Annotated in this window: 21 protein-coding genes; 5 read left to right on the plus strand and 16 right to left on the minus strand. The window is 63.8% G+C overall.

Translation table 11 applies throughout. The features are described 5' to 3' along the window. Nucleotides 1-155 precede the first annotated feature (155 nt). The 8 genes from H0S73_RS13170 to H0S73_RS13205 form a co-directional block, all read right to left on the minus strand. Nucleotides 156-611 (minus strand): ubiquitination-like system serine protease family protein, encoded by a 456-nt coding sequence (locus tag H0S73_RS13170; RefSeq protein WP_181052594.1) that lies wholly within the window; start codon nt 609-611, stop codon nt 156-158. Further along, complete coding sequence (locus H0S73_RS13175; RefSeq protein WP_181052595.1) at nt 608-1,786, minus strand: ThiF family adenylyltransferase; 1,179 nt, start codon at nt 1,784-1,786, stop codon at nt 608-610. The genes H0S73_RS13170 and H0S73_RS13175 overlap by 4 nt, the downstream gene beginning before the upstream one ends. Beyond that, the gene (locus H0S73_RS13180; protein ID WP_181052596.1) at nt 1,761-2,492 is read right to left on the minus strand and encodes a multiubiquitin domain-containing protein; all 732 of its coding nucleotides are present in this window, start codon (nt 2,490-2,492) and stop codon (nt 1,761-1,763) included. Before H0S73_RS13180 ends, H0S73_RS13175 begins: the two co-directional genes overlap by 26 nt. Before the next feature lie 82 nt (nt 2,493-2,574). Continuing rightward, nucleotides 2,575-5,970 (minus strand): UvrD-helicase domain-containing protein, encoded by a 3,396-nt coding sequence (locus H0S73_RS13185; RefSeq protein WP_181052597.1) that lies wholly within the window; start codon nt 5,968-5,970, stop codon nt 2,575-2,577. Between the two features lies 1 nt (nt 5,971). Continuing rightward, nucleotides 5,972-6,553, minus strand: a complete 582-nt coding sequence (locus H0S73_RS13190) for a hypothetical protein (protein ID WP_181052598.1) — start codon at nt 6,551-6,553, stop codon at nt 5,972-5,974. Continuing rightward, nucleotides 6,550-7,341, minus strand: coding sequence for an RNA polymerase sigma factor (locus tag H0S73_RS13195; RefSeq protein ID WP_246388878.1), 792 nt, complete (start codon nt 7,339-7,341; stop codon nt 6,550-6,552). Before H0S73_RS13195 ends, H0S73_RS13190 begins: the two co-directional genes overlap by 4 nt. Nucleotides 7,342-7,358: 17 nt before the next feature. Then, on the minus strand, nt 7,359-7,547 hold the full coding sequence (locus tag H0S73_RS13200; protein WP_181052599.1) for a hypothetical protein: 189 nt from the start codon (nt 7,545-7,547) through the stop codon (nt 7,359-7,361). A 418-nt stretch (nt 7,548-7,965) separates the two neighbouring features. Next, complete coding sequence (locus H0S73_RS13205) at nt 7,966-11,673, minus strand: vitamin B12-dependent ribonucleotide reductase (RefSeq protein ID WP_181052600.1); 3,708 nt, start codon at nt 11,671-11,673, stop codon at nt 7,966-7,968. A 662-nt stretch (nt 11,674-12,335) separates the two neighbouring features. On the opposite strand from H0S73_RS13205, the gene H0S73_RS13210 reads away from it, so the two are divergent. Beyond that, on the plus strand, nt 12,336-12,749 hold the full coding sequence (locus tag H0S73_RS13210; protein WP_181052601.1) for an NADH:ubiquinone oxidoreductase subunit NDUFA12: 414 nt from the start codon (nt 12,336-12,338) through the stop codon (nt 12,747-12,749). A gap of 104 nt (nt 12,750-12,853) precedes the next feature. Here H0S73_RS13210 and H0S73_RS13215 read toward each other — a convergent pair whose 3' ends face one another. After that, nucleotides 12,854-13,471: an LbetaH domain-containing protein gene (locus H0S73_RS13215; RefSeq protein WP_181052602.1), complete on the minus strand. Its 618-nt coding sequence runs from the start codon at nt 13,469-13,471 to the stop codon at nt 12,854-12,856. 233 nt (nt 13,472-13,704) lie between these two features. On the opposite strand from H0S73_RS13215, the gene H0S73_RS13220 reads away from it, so the two are divergent. Together H0S73_RS13220 and H0S73_RS13225 are read left to right on the plus strand one after the other, a co-directional pair. Then, nucleotides 13,705-13,860: a DUF1127 domain-containing protein gene (locus H0S73_RS13220; RefSeq protein ID WP_181052603.1), complete on the plus strand. Its 156-nt coding sequence runs from the start codon at nt 13,705-13,707 to the stop codon at nt 13,858-13,860. 176 nt (nt 13,861-14,036) lie between these two features. Then, nucleotides 14,037-15,032 (plus strand): bile acid:sodium symporter family protein, encoded by a 996-nt coding sequence (locus H0S73_RS13225; RefSeq protein WP_181052604.1) that lies wholly within the window; start codon nt 14,037-14,039, stop codon nt 15,030-15,032. A gap of 151 nt (nt 15,033-15,183) precedes the next feature. On the opposite strand, the gene H0S73_RS13230 is transcribed toward H0S73_RS13225, so the two are convergent. After that, the gene (locus H0S73_RS13230; RefSeq protein ID WP_425488193.1) at nt 15,184-16,185 is read right to left on the minus strand and encodes an SDR family oxidoreductase; all 1,002 of its coding nucleotides are present in this window, start codon (nt 16,183-16,185) and stop codon (nt 15,184-15,186) included. 236 nt (nt 16,186-16,421) lie between these two features. On the opposite strand from H0S73_RS13230, the gene H0S73_RS13235 reads away from it, so the two are divergent. Then, complete coding sequence (locus H0S73_RS13235) at nt 16,422-17,015, plus strand: DUF2155 domain-containing protein (protein ID WP_181052605.1); 594 nt, start codon at nt 16,422-16,424, stop codon at nt 17,013-17,015. Between the two features lie 2 nt (nt 17,016-17,017). On the opposite strand, the gene aat is transcribed toward H0S73_RS13235, so the two are convergent. The 5 genes from aat to H0S73_RS13260 form a co-directional block, all read right to left on the minus strand. Beyond that, the gene (gene aat, locus H0S73_RS13240; protein ID WP_181052606.1) at nt 17,018-17,692 is read right to left on the minus strand and encodes a leucyl/phenylalanyl-tRNA--protein transferase; all 675 of its coding nucleotides are present in this window, start codon (nt 17,690-17,692) and stop codon (nt 17,018-17,020) included. Between the two features lie 154 nt (nt 17,693-17,846). Further along, entirely contained in the window at nt 17,847-19,208 is a 1,362-nt protein-coding gene (accC, locus tag H0S73_RS13245) for an acetyl-CoA carboxylase biotin carboxylase subunit (protein WP_181052607.1), read from the minus strand. Between the two features lie 8 nt (nt 19,209-19,216). Then, complete coding sequence (gene accB / locus H0S73_RS13250; RefSeq protein ID WP_181052608.1) at nt 19,217-19,693, minus strand: acetyl-CoA carboxylase biotin carboxyl carrier protein; 477 nt, start codon at nt 19,691-19,693, stop codon at nt 19,217-19,219. A gap of 25 nt (nt 19,694-19,718) precedes the next feature. After that, nucleotides 19,719-20,186, minus strand: coding sequence for a type II 3-dehydroquinate dehydratase (gene aroQ, locus H0S73_RS13255; protein WP_181052609.1), 468 nt, complete (start codon nt 20,184-20,186; stop codon nt 19,719-19,721). 380 nt (nt 20,187-20,566) lie between these two features. Then, nucleotides 20,567-21,346, minus strand: coding sequence for a DsbA family protein (locus H0S73_RS13260; protein WP_181052610.1), 780 nt, complete (start codon nt 21,344-21,346; stop codon nt 20,567-20,569). A 185-nt stretch (nt 21,347-21,531) separates the two neighbouring features. Between H0S73_RS13260 and H0S73_RS13265 the strand changes: the two genes are divergently transcribed. Further along, nucleotides 21,532-22,713, plus strand: a complete 1,182-nt coding sequence (locus tag H0S73_RS13265) for a pyridoxal phosphate-dependent aminotransferase (protein WP_181052611.1) — start codon at nt 21,532-21,534, stop codon at nt 22,711-22,713. A gap of 6 nt (nt 22,714-22,719) precedes the next feature. Here H0S73_RS13265 and H0S73_RS13270 read toward each other — a convergent pair whose 3' ends face one another. Further along, nucleotides 22,720-22,860, minus strand: a complete 141-nt coding sequence (locus H0S73_RS13270) for a hypothetical protein (RefSeq protein WP_181052612.1) — start codon at nt 22,858-22,860, stop codon at nt 22,720-22,722. Nucleotide 22,861 lies beyond the last annotated feature (1 nt).

The raw sequence follows: 22,861 nt of genomic DNA on the forward strand, positions 1-22,861 counted from the left end.
GGCTTTTTTGTGAGTCCGATGAACCGCGGGCGGTAGCCCCGGCCGCGCCGCGTTCCGTGAGCCGGGTCTAGACGAACCGCGCCGCTTGGCGGAATGTCGCCGCCGCGCAGGGGCACCCACGCCCGTCCAGCGCCGAAGCCAGGAAGACAACCTCCTTAGCCACCGAGTTTCGCCCAGCGCTTGAAGCGATCCCAAAGGCTCCTTCGGTCAGACAGTGGTGTCGCCGGAGGCGACTGTGCTGGAGGCTGAGCCTCGACAGGTTCAGATACGCCATAGTGGCGAGCCTTGGCAGCCTTGTCGCGCCGTCGCTCGGCAGCGATCTGCTCGTCCGTCCACGGACGGGCCTCGATCACCTTGCCACGCTTGATCACGTAGTGTGAGCGGCAGGGAAGCGTCCAACTGCCGATGGATGGACTGAGGGAGACCGTTTCGCCATCGAAGGTCATGTTCCAGTCCGTTGGGGTGAGGGGCGTTACAACCTCTTCCCCACACCCGCAGCAGCAGCTGTGGGCGGCGGTGCCATATTCCATCGAGAGGTAGAGCACTCCCGGCTCCAGGTGCTCCGGGAGGTGCTGCACGAATCGGTGTTCCAGGTGCGAGTACCGCATCATTCCTGGTCTCCGTTTTCCAGCTGGTTGCCATCGGTAGTGTAGGTGCTGTGGTGCTCCCGTTCGAGATCACGGTAGAAGCCTTGGATCTTCTTCCACTTCACGACCGCGAGTGCGGCGTTGAGCGCGTTCAGGTCTGCCACCTGGATGTTTGAGGAGTAGAGGTCGTCGCCACCACCGCCAGCGAAGGAGATGCGGCCCCTGCGAACGTGGTCACGCTTTTGGGGCGTACTCGCGGTGACCCGCAAGATGCCACCCAGGGAACCCTCGACAAGCTCCAGCCCCATGCCGACATCGACAAAGGCCACACCAATCGCCTCCAGCTTCTCGACGATGAGACGCTTCGCTTCGCCCGCATCCATGCAGAGGAAGGCGAAGGTGATCCCATCGAGAAGATGCAGGTTGCTTGCACCCAAGGGCTCGGCATGGGCTACGATCCCGCGGTGCATCTTGGAGTAGATCCCCTTCAGATAGTCGACCTTCCGAGGTGCTTCGCGAAGCTCGTCGATGGATGGAGCGCCTGGAGCACGGAAGGCGTTGTGCTGAAGGAACTCGTCGCCGTCGAAGGTCCGGATCTCCCGAACCGGGGTCTTGGCGACCAGGTCAAGGACGTACGCCCCTGTGCCGCCGAGACCGATAATCGCAACCCGCTCCGATGCAAGCCGCTCGGTCAGGGATCCGATACCGGCGCGGTCCGACGCGGTCTCGGTGTAGTTGAAGACACTATCCTCCTCGACTTCCGGCGCGCGAAAGACACGGGGCGTGGCGTCGGGTTTCAGGATCGCGGCAGGGCCGGACAGGATGCCGACGTAGCTCGTCATCTTGTGGTAGTAATCTGTATAGCCGGTATCCGGCTTGCTGGAGAATGATTGCCGGGCTGTCAGACCGTGACCAAGATTGATCGTGGTATCGGTCTGGTGGGCAATTCCGGTGATTGGCGTGCCGTCGGCGCGGCAGGGATAGTCGCCATCGAAGTGGACGACGTGGGTGTCAGGCGTGCGGGTCTCATCTCCAGCCATGGTCAGGCTGGAGATGAGCGTCCCGGTGCGCACCTGCTTCTGCCGGTCGACATATGGCACTTCGCGCATGACGAGGAAGCCGCCCTGGATCTGGACGAAGTAGCCCTCGTCACGGAGGCGCCTGAGGTCGGCGCTACGACTGAACGGTGCGTGTGACATTGAAGATGGTCCCCTTCTTCTTGACTTCGACGACACCACCGGCGGCGAGCTCGCCAGCAGGAGGCTTCGACGCTGCGTGGCGGTAGGTCATCGAGAACTCGACGTTCGGTGCGTGCTGACCCGGGAAGGCGAGCTGAACGATCTGTTCGAAGGTGACACGCTGGTCGTCCACCGTACGCGGGCGGGAGTTGACGATGATTTCGAAGGTGGGCGGCCCCTTCGGCGCCGTGATAAACCGCTCGATGCCCGGCGCGTTGAGATCGATCAGTTCGCCGGGCTGGATCAGGCGGTCCTCGCCGCCCCTCACTTCCAGGAAGACGCCTTCGTCTTCGGCAGGACCGGCGAGCTTGTAGAGCACCGCGCCGCTGATGACGGGCTTGCCCCACTCAAGCTGGGCATCGTTGATGGTCAGCTTGAAGTCGCGGTCCGTCTGGAAAGCGATGAAGCGTCCGGTGCCGCGTCCGCGAAGGTCGAAGGGCTCGTCGAGGCGGACGTCCTCGAAGTCGCCCGAGGGCAGAATGGCGAAGAGGCTGTAGCCGTCGCGAACATCGAGACCGGCGCTTGCAAGGATCTGGCGACCGAGCGGCATCGGGTCGGTCATCTCGATGCCGCGGAAGTTGAGATCGCCCTGTGCGAGCAGGATGGTGTGGTCGCGGGCCGGGTGCAGCGCTCCGGCCCCGTGGTTGCTGGGATCGTTGGTATCCATCGTCTTTATCCTCAAATTGGCCGGGCGGCGCCTGGCTCTGAGGGTTCAATCGGTGCGACGATGGGCGACCGGTAAAGCTTGCCTAAAATTTTTTTCGGAGAATGCCGGCAGGTACGGGGCCGCAGATGAAAAAGGCGGGGCATCCGGGGCACGTGCGGCCAGAAGGAACTGCCGGAAAGCGCCCTTGACGAATCTCTGCGAGGAATCCGGCCAGCTTGTTCCTCCGATGCTGGAGTTCCCGGTCTGACAGAACGATGGGTCTTGCGGCCTGGTCGGAAAGGTGAACGAGTTCGACGGTCGCATCGGGATGCTTATCCTTTACGGCAAGCACCAGAGCGGCCGCCCCCACGTCCTTGCTCTCAGCCGAACGCAGGTGACCGGTTTTGACGCGTCGCAGTGTAAGTCCTCCATCGGGGCCTACGAGGACGTCGTCGGGGCGAAAAACGATCCGCTCTTCTCCAAAGGCCAGTTCGAGGCTCGCCGGCGGTTCCGGCCTATGGCCCTCCCTGATTGATAGAAGATATTGGACCATTGAAAGGGCGAGCGTTTTGTACTCAGCCAGATATCCGTTCTCGCCGAGCCCGTGCGTTCGAAGAGAGGCGTCTACCCTTTGATCCAGTTCGCTGCCATCAATCTCTTCGCAGTCGCCGATCAGCCTCTGGACCACGGAACGGACGGCCTCGTGCATCTGCATAAAGGCCGTGGTCGTTCTGCGCCCGCCGACCTGCAGAACATGCGTATAGAAGAACCGCCGCGGGCAGGTTTCGTAGAGAGCGATCTGGGATGCGCTGAAACGCAGTCCACCTTCGACGTGAAGCTCGACGTCGCCAGCCTCCGGAGGGGATGGGATGTTCCTGACCGGGGTTACAGTCCGACGCTCCAGAAAACTCCCCAACGCATCCAAGAAGGGGGATACTGCGCGCCTCTGGCCGTTGGCCTTCTGTGTTGGCGCATAGAGGAGCAGTCGATCGCGGGCCCGCGAAAGGGCCACGTAGAAAAGGCACTCCTGCTCTTCGGCCTGCCCCGCGCGGTAGATCTCCAAGGCCGTACCTTCTCCCCCCTCCACCATGCCGTCCGGTGCCGGGCACGGCGGCGCGGAAGGCGTTCGGGGCAGGGTGTCGGAGTTCAGGCCGGGCACATGGACGATTGGAAACTCGAGACCCTTCGCGCCATGGATGGTCATGAGTCGCACGGCGTCGATGGCTTGGGCGGCAGCAGGAAGCTGGCGAAGGTCCCGGTCGTCTCCAAGACGAACGAGCCGCCGTACTCGGTCGAGAAGGCGGCTGATGGGTAGGCCCTCACCGGATGGCTGGGTCCGAAGGAAATTCATGAACTGCCAGATCGCGATGCCCCGGGTCCGGTCCAGGATTTCGCCCGAAGATGCGATCCTTGCTGCGATCCGCGTCCGGTCGAGCAGAACGGTCGCCAGTACTGACCAGGGCGACTTGCTCCGATCGAAACCGTGCAGGACGCGCGCAACCTCTCGGAGGGCAGCTCGTCCTTCCTCCGAAAGGCCGGTCAGGGCATCCAAGTCGCTTAGCCAATCGCCGGCTTCGCACTCATCGGTTCGAAGATGACCGAGCACGGTCGCAACATCGGCCACAGGCATGGAGAACTCGGGCAGACACGCGATCCTGGCTAGCCCCATGGCCCGACCGTCCGCCAATATCGATAGGAGAGAAAGCAGGTCCTTGATTTCCGGCCGCTCGAACAGACTGCCGAGGAACAACACTGGCACGCCTAGGCGCTCCAGATCCTGGCCGAGCGTCGAGAGCTTTTCGTTCCCTGTGCAGAGTACCGCCTGATCGCGATAGGCATAGCCCTGGCGGCGCATCTCCTCGATGGCCTCGGCGAGCGCTACGGTCTGCTGGTCGGCGCGGTCCACGGTTCGAAGTTCCGGTTTCGCTCCTTGATCCCGGTCCGCCTCCAGCCCGCTGCCTTCACCACCCGCACGCATTCGGCCGGCGAAAGTGGAGAAGGCACTCACGATCTCTCCAACCGACCGATAGTTCCGTTTCAGGCGCCCGCGTGCACCTCCGGGGAAGTCATCCTTCCCGAACCGGGCCATGTTGAAGGACGAGGCTCCCCTGAACCGATAGATGGACTGCTTCGCATCGCCGACGGCCCAGAGATTGTTCCCGCTGCGGGACAGAGCGTCGAGGAGGCGGACGCTGCCCCTGTTCACGTCTTGGTATTCGTCCACGAGGACGTGATCGTATCGCCCCTGCAGGGTTGCGCGGATGGTGTCGTTGTTTTCCAGAAGCCGTACCGGCAGGGAAACCAGATCCCCGAAGTCGATGCACTCGGCCCTTCGCTTCAGATCCTCGTAAACTGCATAAACCTGCGCGACCTCCTGCGCCCGTTCAGCTGCCTCCAGGTCTTCCGCCGTAGAGGCACGGCGGGCCATTGCCTCAGCCAGTTCCGCATATCGCTTAGGATCGACAACTTCGTCCTTGGCCCGCGAGATGGCTGCGAGCATATCGGCGATGATCTGGGTTGGGTCATATAGGTTGCGGTAGTGGACAAGACGAAGCCGCGGAAACTCACGCTCAAGGAGTTCCGCCGCCTCCATGCGGTCCATGAGCCGCGGATCGCTGGGTAGGCCCAGTTCCGTGTGGAAACGGCGGATGAGGTCGAGTCCGAAGGCGTGGAATGTTCCAATCCACATCGCCGCGGCGGATTCCTTGTTCTTGTCCGCAATCCGCTCGGCCATCTCACCAGCGGCCTTGTTGGAGAAGGTCAGAAGCAGGATCCGCCGCGGATCGACACCTTCCTCCAGCAATCCTTCGACCCGAGACGTCAGGGTCTGCGTCTTGCCTGTACCTGGGCCGGCTTCGAGCAGATAGGCCGGGCCTCGATGTCGAGCGGCGGCGGCTTGGAGCGGGTTGAGAGGTCTCTCAACCCGCTCCCGCTCCGGCTCTGGCATAGCCGGAGGCAAGAGAAGAGCGTCAAACAGCTGCTGCGCTACTACATCGTATGGAGCGCCCAGACGTTCCGCGATCTGCAAGGCTGTCAGGCCGTCCTCAAGGTGTAGCTTACGGACAACGGATCGGGGGATCAGGAACTCACGGGCGAACAGGTCCATCTGGACCTCGCGCCGCTGACGGCGCCCATAGTCCACGACGCGATCCTCACCGACCGGCGAAACTTCCGCCGGCCGCGCCGGATCGATTGCGCGGACCGGTTCCTCACCCGGATCGTCCCCTAGTTCTACGTGGCCGATCTCGTGGGCGACGAGGAAGGCCTGGTCGAAGGCACTTCCAAGGTTCTCATGAAGGATAAGGCGGTCCTGAGGAACGAAGCTCGCCCGCCCTCCATCCAACAGAGCCGCCCCTGGAGCCGTGGCCTCGACATCCAACCCTCGGCGCTCTGCCTCGGCTACAGCGAATGCATACGGTTGCCAGGGGTCACAACCTCTGGCAACCGCCTGAAGGTAGAGGCTGGATGCGATCTGTCGGGCGAGCTCGACAGCATCCATGTCAGTCGTCGTCCGACAGCAGGAGGTCCCGCTTCTCCGCTGGCACTCCAGCCTCAGTCAGAAGCTGCTCAAAAGTCAGCGGTAGACCAGGATCGGGTTTGCCATCGGATTTATAGCTTCTTGCTAGATCCGGCACCATACGGGGCGCAAACGCTTCCATCATCCGGTCGGCCGCGACTCCGACTAGCGCCGCAAGCCGCGTGAGGAATCGTCGGGGCACGGAGGTGAGGATCACGCGACCCTCACGGAACGCCGTGATGACCTGCCGGGGAACGTCCAGGCTCTTCGCGATCTCGCGGAGGTCGGTCACCGACAGCTTGGCGAAAGGGTCTGTGACGACCTTCCGGTCGTCACCTTGGTGCCGCTGCCAAGCCATGTCAATCAGGGCGACTTCATCGGACGAAAGAGGATCCTCATCCTCACAGAGATCGCGCGCCAGCTCTCTAGAAAGGTCTACAAGCTCGGGGCCAAACTGTGGGTATTCACGCAGATAGCGCTCTAATGTCTCGCGATCCGGCGATGGTTCGACCGCGAAGGCATCCAGTACGTCCTCGCGGGCAGGGAACGAGCGTCCAGGCGTCATGGGGCTTCTCCCTCAGTCAGCGCTGCACGCAGGGCGTCATAGGCCTTGTCCCGATGGGTTCTGATGGTCTTCTCGGACTTTCCAAGGGTTTTCGCGATTGTGATAGCGCCGGCCTCCTTCGAGTCGATGGGAATGCCTCTCCTTATCATCTCGACTATCCTGCTTTGGTGTGGGGGTAAGGCCTCAATCGCCGCATCCAGACGAGAACGGTAACCTGCGTCGTCATTTTCTGATGCCACGAATGGGTCATAGCTCCCCGCAGCGCGCTCCACCTCAGGCGTTGGCTCCCCGGTTTCGTCATTGAATTCAAGAGCTTCCGAGCGATTCTCGTCCCGCCAGGCCTGCTCCTGGGCATCACACCGCAGGCTGGCCAGGGCTCCATCGAACCGCACCTCGAAGTAGTCTAGCTTCTCCGTGTACTCGGAGCGGTCCATGGAAAGCAGTTCGACGAAACGGCTGAAGACCTTGTCTCGGATGACGCCTTTGGTCAACGATGCGGTCTTCCCGTCGTTGCTCTCGGGCTTGGGCAGGCACCTGAGCACGCGTTCAGCCAGGATCCTGTAGAGCCTTTCGAAATGAACCTCCGAGTTGTCCGCGCGGCAAGTGCGAACAAAGTACAGAAGGCACTCAGTACGGACATATAGCAGGTCGTCCCGACGATTGATCGAACACCTCTTGACCAGCTCGTCCCGCGGCAGGGCTGCGAGTTCAGCCAGTTGAGCCTCGACCTTTGGATCGCGTTTGTACAAGGTGCCGTCGAGAGTTCTTTTCCTCAGTGGAGTGATCATCGCGTGCTCCAGATGGCTCAGGACCTGTCGGTGTCCCGACCGTCGGGCTCCTTCGCGATTCCTTTGAAGGGCCCTGAGGTCTGCTTGACCTCCATAAGACGTCCGGTGCGCTCGTCCCGCTTCTGGTACGAGCCGTCCGTGCGCTGGAACTGGGTACGCGCCGTCACGGCGCCCTTGCGATAACCGTCTCCGGTGTTCTTGGCCATCATCTGCCCCTTGGGCCGGCCCCGAGGTTGGCCCTCGGGTGCCGGTTCGGTCTGGTCAGGGTGGTCAGGCTTCCCGCGAAGGAAGCCTTTTGAGTGGCGGAAGGGAAGACTACCCCCTCAGAAAGGAAGAACTATCCGTGCCGCCACAATTTCAATCAAGTCGTCATATTCAGGAGAACCCAGTCGTACTCTCCCATTTCTGACATCTGAGGCATCTCCCAATCCGCCCCACTCGGTCCTTACAAGACTCGGATGAGGCGGAGTTAGGGTGGCGTTGAGGACGCACTATGGATGATTTTGGCCATCCTATGAGAGCGTCCACACCTACTTGCCGACAAACTATGCGCGTTGCGACCGACATACTTAGGGTCACTGCCGACAAACTACGGGGTGCCGGACATCTCCGGTGTCTAATTTCTTACGAGCACCCCGTCGTGCTGCCGCAAGTATCGCACTTCAGACACGTCCCGTTCCGCACCAGCGTGAAGTTCGCGCATTCGGGGCAGGCTTCGCCGACATAGCCCTTCATCTTGGCCTCGGCGCGCCGGTCGGCGACCGAGGGGGCGGGGGCTGAGAAGGCGAGCTTGGACATCTCGGCTTCGCCGACCTTCTCCTCCGCCTGCACGGCGGGCTGGGCGAGTTCGCTCTTGAGAGCGTTCGCGCCGACCGTCATGCCGGGCGAGCGCTGAACGTTGCTTCCGGCGCTGCCACCGCCACCTGGGATCAGCATGAGGCGGTCGACGGAGCCGCGGGTGAAGCCGCGGGACACGACGGCCGTGGCGGGTGCGGGCTCCGGCGCCTTCGACTGGGCTTCGCCCTGGCCGATGGTGGTGGGGCCTGCTTCCGACGGGTCCACGTGGGCGAGGTCGTTGCGGGAGAGATACGACACCGCGAGCTCGCGGAACACGTAGTCGAGGATCGAGGTCGCGGACTTGATGCGCTCGTTGCCCTGGACGAAGCCGGCCGGCTCGAAGCGCGTGAAGGTGAAGGCCTCCACGTATTCCTCCAGCGGCACGCCGTATTGCAGGCCGAGCGAGATCGCGATGGCGAAGTTGTTCATCATGGCCCGGAAGGCGGCGCCTTCCTTGTGCATGTCGATGAAGATTTCGCCGAGGCGTCCGTCGTCGTACTCGCCCGTGCGCAGGTACACCTTGTGGCCGCCGACGACGGCCTTCTGGGTGTAGCCCTTGCGGCGGTCGGGCATCTTCTCGCGGTCGCGCAGGGCGACGACACGCTCGACGATCTTCTCCACGATCTTTTCCGACACGTGGGCGGCTTTTGCCGCGGTCGGCATGGCGGCGACCTGCTCGACGGCGTCCTCCGCATCCTCGTCCTCATCGGCAATGAGAGCGGAGTTCAGCGGCTGCGAGAGCTTGGAGCCGTCGCGGTAGAGGGCGTTCGCCTTCAGCGCCAGCTTCCAGGACAGCATGTAGGCGTTCTTGCAATCCTCGACGGTGGCGTCGTTGGGCATGTTGATGGTCTTGGAGATCGCGCCCGAGATGAAGGGCTGCGACGCCGCCATCATGCGGATGTGGCTCTCCACCGAGAGATAACGCTTGCCGATCTTGCCGCAGGGATTGGCGCAATCGAACACCGCGTAGTGCTCGGTCTTGAGGTGCGGGGCGCCTTCCAGCGTCATCGCTCCGCAGATGTGGATGTTCGCGGCCTCGATGTCGGCCTTCGAGAAGCCCAGGAAGGAGAGCAGGTCGAAGGACGGATCGTTGAGCTTCTCAGGCTGCACTTTGAGCGTGCCGGTCAGGAAGTCCTCGCCGAGGGTCCAGCGGTTGAACACGAACTTGATGTCGAAGGCCGATTTCAGGCCCTTCTCCACCGCGTCGATCTTCTCGTCCGTGAAGCCCTTCGCAGCGAGCGAGCCGGGGTTGATGGCGGGAGCCTGCTTCATCGAGCCGTGGCCGACCGCATAGGCCTCGATCTCGGCGATCTCGGATTCGCGATAGCCCAGGGTGCGCAGCGCGTCCGGCACGGCGCGGTTGATGATCTTGAAGTAGCCGCCGCCGGCGAGCTTCTTGAACTTCACGAGCGCGAAGTCGGGCTCGATGCCGGTGGTGTCGCAATCCATCACGAGGCCGATGGTGCCGGTCGGCGCGATGACGGTGGCCTGCGCGTTGCGGTAGCCGTTGGTCTTGCCGAGCTCCAGGGCGCGGTCCCAGGCGGCCTTCGCATGGGCGACGAGATCGGCGTCCGGGCAGGAGGCGTGATCGAGCGGGACCGGGTTGACGGCGAGGCCCTCATAGCCCTCCGCCTGTCCATGCGCCGCGCGGCGATGGTTGCGGATCACGCGCAGCATGTGCTTCGCGTTGGCCTTGTAGTTCGGGAACGGCCCGAGCTCGCCTGCCATCTCGGCGGAGGTGGCATAGGACACGCCGGTCATGATCGCCGTGATCGCACCGCCGAGGGCGCGGCCCGCGTCGGAATCGTAAGGAAGGCCCATGGTCATGAGCAGGCCGCCGATATTGGCGAAGCCGAGGCCGAGCGTGCGGTACTCGTAGGAGAGCTGCGCGATCTCCTTCGACGGGAACTGCGCCATCATGACCGAGATTTCGAGCACCACGGTCCACAGGCGGCAGGCATGTTCGAACGAGCCGGCATCGAACTTGTGGTTCTGGCGGTCGAAGAACTGCAGCAGGTTGGCGGAGGCGAGGTTGCACGCCGTGTCGTCCAGGAACATGTATTCCGAGCACGGGTTCGACGCCCGGATGCGGCCACCGGCGGGGCTGGTGTGCCAGTCGTTCATGGTGGTGTTGAAGTGCAGGCCCGGATCGGCCGACGCCCAGGCGGCGTGCCCGATCTGCTCCCACAGGTCGCGGGCCTTCAGGGTCTTCAGGACCTTGCCGTCCTTGCGGGCCTTGAGGTGCCAGTCGGCGTCGTTCTCCACCGCGCGCAGGAAGTCGTCGGTGAGCGAGACGGAGTTGTTGGAGTTCTGGCCGGAGACCGTCAGGTAGGCGTCCGAATCCCAATCCGTGTCGTAGATCGGAAAGTCGATATCGGTGTAGCCCTGCCTAGCGAACTGGATGACGCGCTTGATGTAGTTGTCCGGGATCATGACCCGGCGCGCCAGCTTGATCTCCTTCTTCAGGGCCGGGTTCTTCTCCGGATCGAAGCAGGCATCGCCCTCGGCCTCGCAGTTCACGCAGGCCTTCATGATGGCCTTCAGGTGCTTGTTGCCGAGCTTGGAGCCGGTCACGAGGGCGGCGACCTTCTGCTCCTCCTTCACCTTCCAGTCGATATAGGCCTCGATGTCCGGGTGATCGACGTCGACCACCACCATCTTGGCCGCGCGGCGCGTGGTGCCGCCCGACTTGATCGCGCCGGCGGCGCGGTCGCCGATCTTGAGGAAGCTCATGAGGCCGGACGAGCGGCCGCCGCCGGAGAGTTTTTCACCCTCGCCGCGCAGCTTCGAGAAGTTGGAGCCGGTGCCGGAGCCGTACTTGAACAGGCGCGCCTCGCGGACCCACAGGTCCATGATGCCGCCCTCGTTCACCAGATCGTCCTCGACGCCCTGGATGAAGCAGGCATGCGGCTGCGGGTGCTCGTAGGCAGACTTCGACTTGGTCAGCTTGCCGGTCTTGTAGTCCACGTAATAATGGCCCTGGCCGGGACCGTCGATCCCGTAGGCCCAGTGCAGGCCGGTGTTGAACCATTGCGGGGAGTTGGGCGCCACCATCTGGTTGGCGAGCATGAAGCGCAGCTCGTCATAGAACGCCTGGGCGTCCTCCTCGGAGGAAAAGTAGCCACCCTTCCAGCCCCAATAGGTCCAGCAGCCGGCGAGGCGGTCGAAGACCTGCTTGGAGGAAATCTCGGAGCCGAAGCGCTGATCCTCGGGCAGCTGACTAAGCGCCGCCTCGTCGGCCACGGAGCGCCACAGCCAGGAGGGAACGTCGTTCTCCTCCACCTTCTTCAGGCGGGCCGGAACGCCGGCCTTGCGGAAGTACTTCTGGGCCAGGACATCGGACGCCACCTGGCTCCAGGTCTCGGGCACCTCGATGTTCTCGAGCCTGAAGACGACCGAACCGTCCGGATTGCGGATCTCGCTCGTGGCGAGCCGGAAGGCGAGGGAGGAATAAGGCGATTGGCCCGTTTGCGTATAACGCCGCTCGATCCGCATAGTCATTTTCCCAAGTATGGAGACAAAAGGTCTCCTGGCCGCGATTTTGCCCCGCAGCTCATCAGCCCAAATTATTGTTCGACGCCCCAACGACCCGTTCTTTCGGATCGCCACACGCAACCGCCCGAGTTAGGGGCCTCCTCCAGTCGCCACGGGCCGCGCGGCAACGGGTTGCCACGGAGCTCTGACGCTTACTCTGGGGAGGTTCCGGCCGTCCTTTTCAGGTCGGCCGCCGGTCTCTGATCGGTACCCCGGCAAGCTAGTCGTGTTGCGAGCCTTACGTCAAGAACTTGTGTCGCGGCTCGTTGTTCCGACTATATATAGTGGAAGGATGTTAAGAATGTGGAAAACTGGCTAAGCCTTGGAGACTCCTCTGAGAATCCTTTCAGAGATTCCACAGGGGGTAAATTGTGCCGGCTCAGGGCCGGCGCAAAATGACCCGAGATGTTGTGCCGGCGCATCAACCGGGAGGTTGTGGGCGCGGACTTCCAGAAAGCCGGTCCCATACCTCGAAATGGCCAAAATGCGGGAGTTTTGCCCGGCGGCGGGGAACAGGTGCCGCGTCCGAGAATCAGCGGTGGGATTCGGCTGTTCGGAAGGCTGGACTTCCTGGCGCGCTGCCGCCATATTCCGCGCAACTTTGGCTCCCCTAGGCAGCAGCGATGAAACAGTTTTGGACCCAATTCTTCACCTGGTGGAACGGACAGACCCTCGGCACCCGGTATTTCACCTGGCGCAAGGGGCAGTTCGTGGGTGAGGACGAGTTCGGCAACCGCTACTATCGCTACACGCAACCCCAGGCCATCGACTCGAACGTGGGCGCCGAGCGCCGCTGGGTCGTCTATAACGGCTATGCCGATGCCTCGAAGGTCCCGCCGGGCTGGCGCGCCTGGCTGTGCCATAACGGCGACGTGGCTCCGAGCGAGGAAAGCTACAAGCCGCATGCCTGGGAGAAGTCCTACGTACCCAACATGACCGGCACGTCCCAGGCCTACCGTCCGCAGGGCTCCAGTCTTGCCCTCGGCCAGCGTCCCGCCGCGACGGGCGATTACGTGCCCTGGACCCCAGGGGAGTAAGGCCGGGCCTAAGCCTTTCCTCGACACCTTTGCCTTCATGGCCGTCCCTGGACTTGAACCAGGGGCGGCCATTTCGATTCTGGACAGCGCAAGCCGGGCTGAGATCAGCCCTTCGGATGGAAATAGGATTGTCGCCGCATGACGGCCTCATGGAAGAGGCCGAATGCCTGGATCACGTGGCCCTGGGGAATCGCGATGCCGCGTGCCACGCCTGAACCTTTCAGGACGCCGCCTCGCTCATCCGGCTCCGGATCGCGATAAGTCCCGCCATCGCCCAGGGTGCAGTTCTGGCACCGGATAGGGCCGAGGATCTGGGCGCCTCGTCCGATTCGATTCGTCAGGGTGAGGGATCCACCGCCGAGAAGCCGGGTTCCGTTCCCGATGGCGATGGTGTCGCCGACGCCGGCCTTGATCGTGAAGCCGCCTTCCTCCCCGATCTCAGCACCGGAACCGATCGTGACCGCCCCGCCCGACGCGACGACCCGGGTGCCGGGAAAAAGGTTCGTCCCGGGGCCGATGGCGATGCGTCCGTGGGAGGAAGCCTGGAGAATCACGCCAGGCCAGAGCACCACGTCCTCATCGAGCCTGACGCCGGGCGAGACCAGAACGGAACCTGGATCCGGCAGCAGAATGCCGCGATGACCGAGGGCGGCTGTTTCCTCTCGCGACAGGAAGCCCAGGCGTTGCTGTGCCTCGTCGTTTCGTAGATCCGCTTCGTTCATCTGAGTGAGCTTCCGGTCCATCTGCCGTCGGAGCTTAACCGATCGGTCCGGGACACAAAGGCCGTCTTGCGTAGGGGGTAAGTACGGTGCGGATCTCTCTGGGCGTTATGCCGCCAGGGCATAACGGACCTCAGTTCTTATGGCTCCTCAAGGTCAGGGCGCATCCGTATATCCGCACCGCAGCAAGAGCAAAAACAGCCGGCCGCGAGGCCGGTCCACTTCCGGGGCTTTCCATGTTCGTTTCCTATATCCTTTCGAAGGTTCGCAGCTACCATCTGTATCGCAAGACCGTCCGCGAGCTGGCGCAGCTCTCCGACCGCGAGCTCGCCGATCTCGGCATTGCCCGCTACGACATCGCCCGGGTCGCCCGCGAGGCGACCTTCGCATAAGCGGCACGGCACCGGCACTCGAAGCGATCGCCCGCCCTCGGCGGGCGTTCGCTTTTCAGAAGGCGCCTTCAGTCAAGCCATCGAGGCGAGGCCGAAGATGACCGGGTTTCACGAGCTTCAGGCATAGGGCAGGGCACAAAACGTCGGCTCAGGCGTCAACCATAACGAAGGTAACCATGGCTTCTCTCATCTCACGGGAATGGTACACGATCGCCATCTTCGGCATGGTCGTGCTTGCGTCGATCCTTCCCATCGGCGGCGCGCCGGCGGAAGTGTTCTCGGTCGCGACCAATCTCGCGATTGCCCTGCTGTTCTTTCTCCACGGCGCGCGCCTGTCGCGCGAGGTGGTGATCGCCGGCATGATCCATTGGCGGCTGCACCTCTTCGTGCTGGTCACCACCTTCGTGGTCTTCCCGATTCTCGGCCTCATCGTCCTGGCCGTGCCGAACCTGATGACCCCGGCGCTGGCCACGGGCATCCTGTTCCTGTGCGTTCTTCCTTCGACCGTTCAGTCGTCGATCGCCTTCACGTCGATCGCCGAGGGCAACGTGCCGGCAGCCATCTGCTCGGCTTCCGCCTCGAACATCCTCGGCATGTTCCTGACCCCGCTTCTCGTGGGGCTGCTGTTCCACACTCAAGGCGGCGGAGGCTTCTCCCTGGGCGCGCTCGAAGGCATTCTGCTGCAGCTTCTCGCTCCCTTCATCCTCGGTCAGGTGCTCCAGCCCTATCTTGGCCGATGGCTCGCCCGGCACAGGACGCTGACGCAGTTCGTCGACCGCGGCTCGATTTTGATGGTCGTCTACGGGGCCTTCAGCGAGGCGGTGATGGAGGGACTCTGGCACAAGCTGTCCGCCACGGATCTCATCGCCGTTGTCGTGATCGACATCGTGCTGCTGGCGGCCGTGCTGTGCTTCACGTTTTATGTCAGCGGCTGGTTCGGCTTCAATCGCGCGGACCGCATCACCATCACCTTCTGCGGCTCCAAGAAGAGCCTCGCCTCCGGCGCGCCCATGGCGAACGTGATCTTCACCGGGCAGGACGTCGGTTCCATCGTGCTGCCGCTCATGATCTTCCACCAGATCCAACTCATGACCTGTGCGGTCCTGGCGCGTCGTTTCGCGAGCAGCGCGAAGGCAGCGACCGTCCCGGAGAAGGCGAAGATCGTCTCGTGACGACCCCTTAGCGCGCACCGCTCCTCGGAGTTGGGCTTATCATCGCGCCACCTCAGCCCTCATCCTTCGAGACGGTCACTGAGGTGACCTCCTCAGGACGAGGATAGAGATTTGTGCAGCCGCTTCTTACGCGTCGTCCGAGGATGCAGAATTACGGCTGACCGCTGCCCCCGGCCGCCCCGTAGACCTGCCCCGTCGCATAGCTTGCATCGGCCGCGGCGAGCTGAACATAGATCGATGCGAGCTCGGCCGGCTGGCCGGGTCGGCCCATGGGCGTATCGCCGCCGAACTGCTGCAGCTTCTCCTGGGTCGCGCCGCCGCTGACCTGAAGCGGGGTCCAGATCGGTCCCGGAGCGACGCCGTTGACGCGGATTCCCTTGGGGCCGAGCTGCTTCGCCATGGACTTGGTAAAGTTCATCATCGCCGCCTTGGTCATGGCGTAGTCGACCAGGTTCTCAGACGGGTCATAGGCCTGTTCCGAGGTCGTCTGGATGATCGCCGAGCCCGGCGTCAGGTGAGGCAGGGCCGCCTTGGTCAGCCAGAACATGGCATAGACATTGGTCTTGAAGGTTGCGTCGAAATCCTCCGACGTGATGTCGAGGAGCGCTTGCCGCTGCTGCTGGCGGGCGGCGTTGTTGACCAGGATGTCGAGGCCTCCGAGCTGCTGCACGGCATCCGCCACGATGCGGGCACACAGGGCCTCGTCGCGGATGTCGCCCGGAAGGGCCACGGCGATCCGGCCCTCCTTCTTGATCAGGTCGATCACTTCCCGTGCATCGGGCTCCTCGTCCGGGTGATAGCTGATCGCCACATCGGCGCCCTCGCGGGCGAAGGCGATGGCGGCCGCCCGGCCCATGCCGGAATCGCCGCCCGTGATCAGGGCCTTTCGACCGCGCAGCCGTCCCGATCCCTTGTAACTCGCCTCGCCATGGTCGGGGCGAGGGTCCATTTTGCCGGCGAGGCCGGGCCAGGGCTGGGATTGGGACTTGAAGGGAGGCTTGGGGTACTTCGTCGTTGGGTCTTCCTTGGCAACTCCGCCGCTCGCGGCCGTCTGGGCCGAGGCCGGACCTGGTGCGGCCACCGTCGCGAGCCCGGCCGCCGCTCCCCCCATCACTCCCCGTCGTGAGATCCCGTTGCCGTCGCTCATGTCCATGTTCCAGCCTCTCGCCATCGATAGAGGCCGGTTAACCTGTGGCGCGACCGGAGGTTCAGAATTTTCTTTGACGTTGGCGTGATAGGGAATACCCAGGGTTCCCGTCGATCCTTGGGGTCTTTTCCCGCTTGCCCTTTTTCCATCATGGTTCGCGTGTTATCGCGTGGCCGGGATAAGGGGTACGACCGGGCAGACCGGACAAGAACCGCCAAATCGGACCTGGCTTGGATGATATGATGAAACTCGGATGGACGCGGGCGGCTGTCGTGCTCGCAGGGGTAATCGGCGCCGCGGGCGCGGCTCAGGCGGACCGGATCAAGAATCCCACGGCCGTCTTTTCGGGACTCGACAAGATCACCGGGCGCATCGTGTCGTTCGAGGTCGGGATCGACGAGACCGTTCAGTTCGGCGCCCTGCAGATGACGCCGAGGGTCTGCTTCACCAAGCCGCCCACGGAAACGCCGAACACCACCTCGTTCATCGAGGTCGACGAGCCCGGCCCCGAGGGGCAGAACAAGCGGGTCTTCTCGGGCTGGCTCTTCGCCGCGAGCCCGGGCCTGCACGGGCTCGAGCACCCGGTTTACGATATCTGGCTCGTGGATTGCAAAGGCGGCACGGAGGTGATCGCGGAGCCCAAGGAAATGCCCGAGGAGCTTCCGCCGATCCAGGATTCCGCCCGCGCGCCGGCCGATGCCGGACGGCCGGGCGACATCATGGCGCCTAGCGGCGGCGCCACGGCCCCGCGCCCGCCGGCCGTCCCGACGGCCCCTCTGCGCCCGCCGACGCGGCGCCAGGCTCCCGCGGCCCCGATCATCAATACGGATCGCTGACCTTAGGTAGGCTGAATGGCGGCGAGGGCCTCCTCGCCGCTGACGATCTTGCCGGGCGGCCAGGAATCCCAGTCGGCGCCATGCTCCATGGCGTTGCGCAGCATTTGCTTGTAGGTGCGCCTGGGAACCTCGGTTGCGCCGAATTGCGCGAGATGCGAGGTCACGAACTGGGTGTCGAGAAGCGAGAAGCCGCCCCGGCGCAGGCGCGCCACCAGATGCACCAGCGCGACCTTCGAGGCGTCCCGTTCCGTGTGGAACATGCTCTCGCCGAAGAAGGCCCCATTGAGCCGCACCCCATAGAGCCCTCCCACGAGGCGGCCGTCCCTGTAGACCTCCACCGTATGGCAGTAGCCCGCATCGAAGAGCTCGCCATAAAGCTCGCGAATGCGCCGGCTGATCCAGGTCTTCTCCCGGTCCGCCCCGGGGGCGGCACAGCCGGCGATGACCCCATCGAAATCCTGGTCGATCCGGATCTCGAACTGGTCCGAACGGACGGTGCGTGCCAGGCGCTTGGAGATGTGGAAGCTGCCGAGGGGGATGATGCCCCGCTCCCGGGGCTCGACCCAGAAGAGAGAAGGATCGTCCGCATCCTCCGCCATGGGAAAGATGCCGGCCGCATAGGCTTTCAGAAGGATGTCGGGGGTAATTTCGATCGCGTGGTCAGACGCATGGCTCATGGCGCGCTTTGTACCAAGGAACGGCAATGCCGTCCATTTGCAGGCCTTCTCTGCAACGACAACGTCTCAGGGCGGCAACTTTCTCCGCATTGCGTTACGCATGTCGTGCCGGGCATGAGCAGCTGCACTCTACGCCGCTCATGCCGGCCGACTTTTATGCCTGCTCGTCGCCCAGGCCGCCGGTCTTCAGGAAGTTCTCCAGCCAGTGGATGTCGTACTGGCCGTTCTGGATGTCCGGGTTGCGCACGAGGGTGCGGAAGAGCGGCAGGGTGGTGTCGATCCCGTCCACCACGAACTCGTCGAGGGCCCGGCGCAGGCGCATGAGGCACTCGTTGCGGGTGCGGCCATGGACGATGAGCTTACCCACGAGGGAATCGTAGTGCGGCGGGATGCGGTAGCCCTGATAGGCGGCCGAATCGACGCGCACGCCGAGACCGCCCGGCGGGGGGAAGTAGCTGATCGTCCCGGGAGAGGGGCGGAAGGTCGAGGGATGCTCGGCATTCACGCGGCACTCGATGGCATGACCTTCGATCTTGATGTCTTCCTGCCGCACCGAGAGCGGGTGGCCGGCCGCCACGCGGATCTGCTCGTTCACGAGGTCTATGCCGGTGATCATCTCGGTGACCGGATGCTCCACCTGGATGCGGGTGTTCATCTCGATGAAGTAGAACTCGCCATCCTCGTAGAGGAACTCGATGGTGCCGGCGCCTGCGTATTGCAGGTCCTGCATGGCCTTGGCCACGACGCCGCCGATACGCTCGCGCATCTCGACATTGAGAGCCGGCGACGGGCCTTCTTCCCAGACCTTCTGGTGACGGCGCTGCAGGGAGCAGTCGCGCTCGCCCAGATGGATGGCGTTGCCCTTGCCGTCGCCGAGGACCTGGATCTCGATATGGCGTGGCTTCTCGAGATACTTCTCGATATAGACCGCATCGTCGCCGAAGGCGGCCTTGGCCTCGGTGCGGGCGGTCTGGAAGGCGTGGACGAGGTCGTCCTCGTTGCGTGCCACCTTCATGCCGCGCCCACCGCCACCGGCGGCCGCCTTGATGATGACCGGGTAGCCGATCTCCTTGGCGACCTTCTTGGCCTCGGTCTCGTCGTTGATGCCGCCCTCGGAGCCGGGGACGCAGGGAATGCCCAGGCGCTTCGCGGTGCGCTTGGCCTCGATCTTGTCGCCCATGATGCGGATATGCTCCGCCTTAGGGCCGATGAAGGCGATGCGGTGATGCTCCAGCACCTCCGCGAAGCGCGCGTTCTCGGACAGGAAGCCGTAGCCGGGATGGATCGCGTCGGCCCCGGTGATCTCGCAGGCGGCGATCAGGGCCGGGATGTTGAGGTAGCTGTCGCGGGCGGCCGGAGGGCCGATGCACACGCTCTCGTCCGCGAGGCGCACATGCATGGCGTCCGCGTCGGCGGTGGAGTGCACGGCCACGGTGGCGATGCCCAGCTCCTTCGCGGCACGCAGGATTCGCAGGGCGATCTCGCCGCGATTGGCAATGAGGATCTTATCGAACATGTCGCGCCTTATTCGATGACGAGGAGGGGTTCACCGTATTCAACAGGAGTTCCGTCTTCGACATAGATGGCGGTCACGGTGCCGGCTCGGGGCGCCACGATCTCGTTGAAGGTCTTCATGGCCTCCACGAGCAGGACCTTGTCGCCGGCCTGGACCTTGGAGCCGATCTCGACGAAGGACTTCGCGTCCGGCGAGGGCTTACGGTAGGCGGTGCCGACCATGGGCGAGAGCACGGCACCCGGATGGGGAGCGCTGGGCTTGGCCGCCGAGGCTTCCCCGGCTGCGGCCGGAGGCGGGGCGATGACCGGGGCGGGGGCGAGGGCGGCAGGAGCCGCGACCGGTACGGAGACCGCGGCCGTGATCGTGCGAGCCACGCGGATACGAAGGTCGCCCTTCTCCACTTCGATCTCGCTGAGGTCCGTGTCGGCGATCAAATTCGCCAGCTCACGGACGAGATCGGGATCGAAAGGGTTTTCCTTGGCCATGGGCTTACCTCTACTTCCTGAGGAACTAGTGCTGGGAGGGCTTCGCCTGCCGCGCGCGCTCGGCCATCACCTGGTGAACCGCTTCCAGGCCGAGCACGTAGCTCATGGGCCCGAAACCACAGATCACGCCGACGGAGACGGGCGCTATGAGCGAACGATGGCGAAAGCCCTCGCGGGCATGAACATTCGAAATGTGGATCTCGACCGTCGGAGCGCCGCTGCCGGAGATGGCATCGCGGAGGGCGATCGAGGTGTGGGTATAGGCACCGGCATTGATGACGATACCGGCACCCTGGGCTCCTGCTTCCTGGATCCAGTCGACGAGCTGTCCCTCGTGGTTAGACTGGCGAAACATGATCGCCGCCCCCAGGGTCTCGGCCTTCTCGCGCACGAGCGTCTCGATGTCGGCCAGCGTGGTGCTGCCATAGACGTGAGGCTCTCTGCGGCCGAGCAGGTTGAGATTGGGCCCGTTGAGGACGAAGACGGTGGTCATCGGAAAAGGAGCGTTCCTTGCAGCCCCGTCTGGCGGAGCAGAAACGCCCTCTTAGCCAAAAGGCGAGCAGGGGGGAAGGGGAAAACCAAGGCTTTCCCAAGCTTGGCGAGGGTTCCGTAGCGGAATAGAGCCATTCTCTCGTCCGGTCAGGGCCGGTCCCGGCCATCTCGATGATGCAGACACGCCGCTGTCATCCCCGGCCACGCAGTGCGGGAAGAGGATCCAAGGCATTGCGCCTGATCGTCGATTTCCTTCCCCTTCGCGGCGCTCCGGCCGGGAATGACAAAGAGGGGGCTTCCCCATCCGAAGCGCCGGCCCTGGTCCCCGGATCAGGTCCGGGGATGTAATGACATAGCGGGCCTAGGGCCGAGCTTGAGGCCTTAACCGCAGCTCGCCTTGCCGCACTGGCGCACATTGTCCACGAGCTGCTTCAGGGGCTCGATGCCAACGGCGCCCGGGATCACCGTCTCGCCGACGATGAAGGCCGGCGTTCCGGTCAGGTTGAGCTTGTCGCCGAGCGCCATGTTCTCCTGCAGGGCGTTGCGGACCTCGGGGCTCTCCACGTCCTTCTGAAGGCGAGCCATGTCGACGCCCATCTCCTTGGCCACCGCCATGGCGCGCTCGCCGTTCACGCGGCCGCGGCTTTCCAGGACCTTGGTGTGGTAATCGAAGAGCTTCTGGCCCTGGAGCTGGTTCTTGACCGCCAGCGCCACCCGGCTCGCCTCGACGGAATCCGGCCCAAGAACTGGGAAATCCTTCAGGACGACCCGAAGCTTCGGGTCGCTCTTCATGAGTGTCTGGAGGTCGGACAATGCCTTCTTGCAGTAGCCGCAATTGTAATCGAAGAACTCCACCAGGGTAATGTCGCCGGATGGATTGCCGACCACGTAGGAATGGGATGCGTTCAGGAGCGACTGCTTCGTTTCCTTCACGGCGCTCGCCTGAGCGACCTGCTGAGCTTCCGCCTGGCGCTTCTCGAGCTCGGCGATCACCTCGGTCAGAACCTCCGGGTTCTTGAGAAGATAATCCTTCACGATCTCGCCGATGGCCTGCTTCTGCTGGTCGTTGAAGACCGTGCCCTGCGCCATCGCGGCGGGTGCGACCGCCAGAGCGCCGAGCAGGGCTGCGGTCCGGCCGATGGTGAGAAGCGAAAAGCGCATATTCGGTCCTTTGTGGAAGTCCTTGACGCCCCTGTCTAGCAACGGTTCGAGGCGGAGTTGAGACTCGGTGTTCTACCGCGAGTTAGCGGCTTGTACCCTGCGTCGTCAAATCACGGGTTCGTATTAGGCGCTCCATTGCCATGAACCGCCTTGAGACCCGCCCGGCAAAGGGATACGAGCCTTCCATGACCAAATCAGCCGCCGATCTCCATTCGCCCCTCATCGCCCGCCGCATGGATCGCGTCGCCTCCTTCCTCGCCATGGACGTTCTGAGCGCGGCCGCCGCCAAGGAACGACGGGGCGACAGCGTCATCCACATGGAGGTCGGTCAGCCATCCGCCCCAGCTCCGCGCCCGGCCCGGGAGGCCGCCAAGGCGGCTCTCGACCTCGGGCGCATCGGCTACACCGAAGCCCTCGGCATCGCGGCCTTGCGGGAGCGCATCGCCCGGCACTACCGCGATGCATACGGCGTGAGCATCGCGCCCCAGCGGGTCGTGGTGACGACCGGCTCCTCGGCCGGGTTTGTCCTGGCTTTCCTGAGCCTCTTCGATCCGGGGCAGCGGGTGGCGATCACCGCGCCGGGCTATCCGGCCTACCGGAACATCCTGGAGGCCCTGGGCATCGAGCCGGTCACGATCCCGCTCGCCAAGGCCGACGGCTGGATCATGACCGCCCAGGCCATCGAGAAGGCCCATGCGGAAAAGCCGCTGCACGGCATTCTCGCCATGAGCCCCGCGAACCCCTCCGGCACCATGATCGGCCGCAAGGCCCTTGCCGAGCTGGGCGAGACCTGCCGCCGCCTGGGGCTGTGGTTCGTGTCCGACGAGATCTATCACGGGTTGACCTATGGTGAGGCCGCGTCCACGGCGCTCGCCTCCGACGACGATGCCGTCGTGATCAACTCATTCTCCAAATATTATTGCATGACCGGCTGGCGCATCGGATGGATCGTGGTGCCGGACCGGCTGGTCCGCCCCATCGAGCGGTTGGCGCAGAACCTCTACATCTCGCCCCCCTATCTTTCCCAGGTGGCGGCGCTCGCCGCCTTCGACGCAGCGGAGGAATTGGAGGCCGTGAAGGCTGCTTACGCCCACAACCGCGCCTATCTCCTGGAGGAGCTGCCCAAGATCGGCATCACCGAGATGCACCCGGTGGACGGCGCCTTCTACATCTATGCCGACATCGCCCGCTTCACGAACGATTCCATCGGCTTCTCCAAGCGCATGCTGGAGGAGGCGGGCGTCGCCGCCACCCCGGGGCTCGACTTCGACCCCATCGAGGGCTCGCACTACCTGCGGTTCTCCTTCGCCGGATCGGAGAACGATTGCCGCGAGACGGTGGCGCGGCTGAAGGGGTGGTTGAAGTAATTCCGCTCACGTCATCACCGGCCTCGTGCCGGTGATCCCGATCACTTCAGGCGCAACGCTCTTCCAATCGAGATGGCCGGCACAAGGCCGGCCATGACGTAATGAACCAATCCCTTTCAGCAAAATGCCCGGCTTCGTGCCGGGCATT

Source organism: Microvirga mediterraneensis (genome assembly GCF_013520865.1).
GTDB lineage: Bacteria > Pseudomonadota > Alphaproteobacteria > Rhizobiales > Beijerinckiaceae > Microvirga > Microvirga mediterraneensis.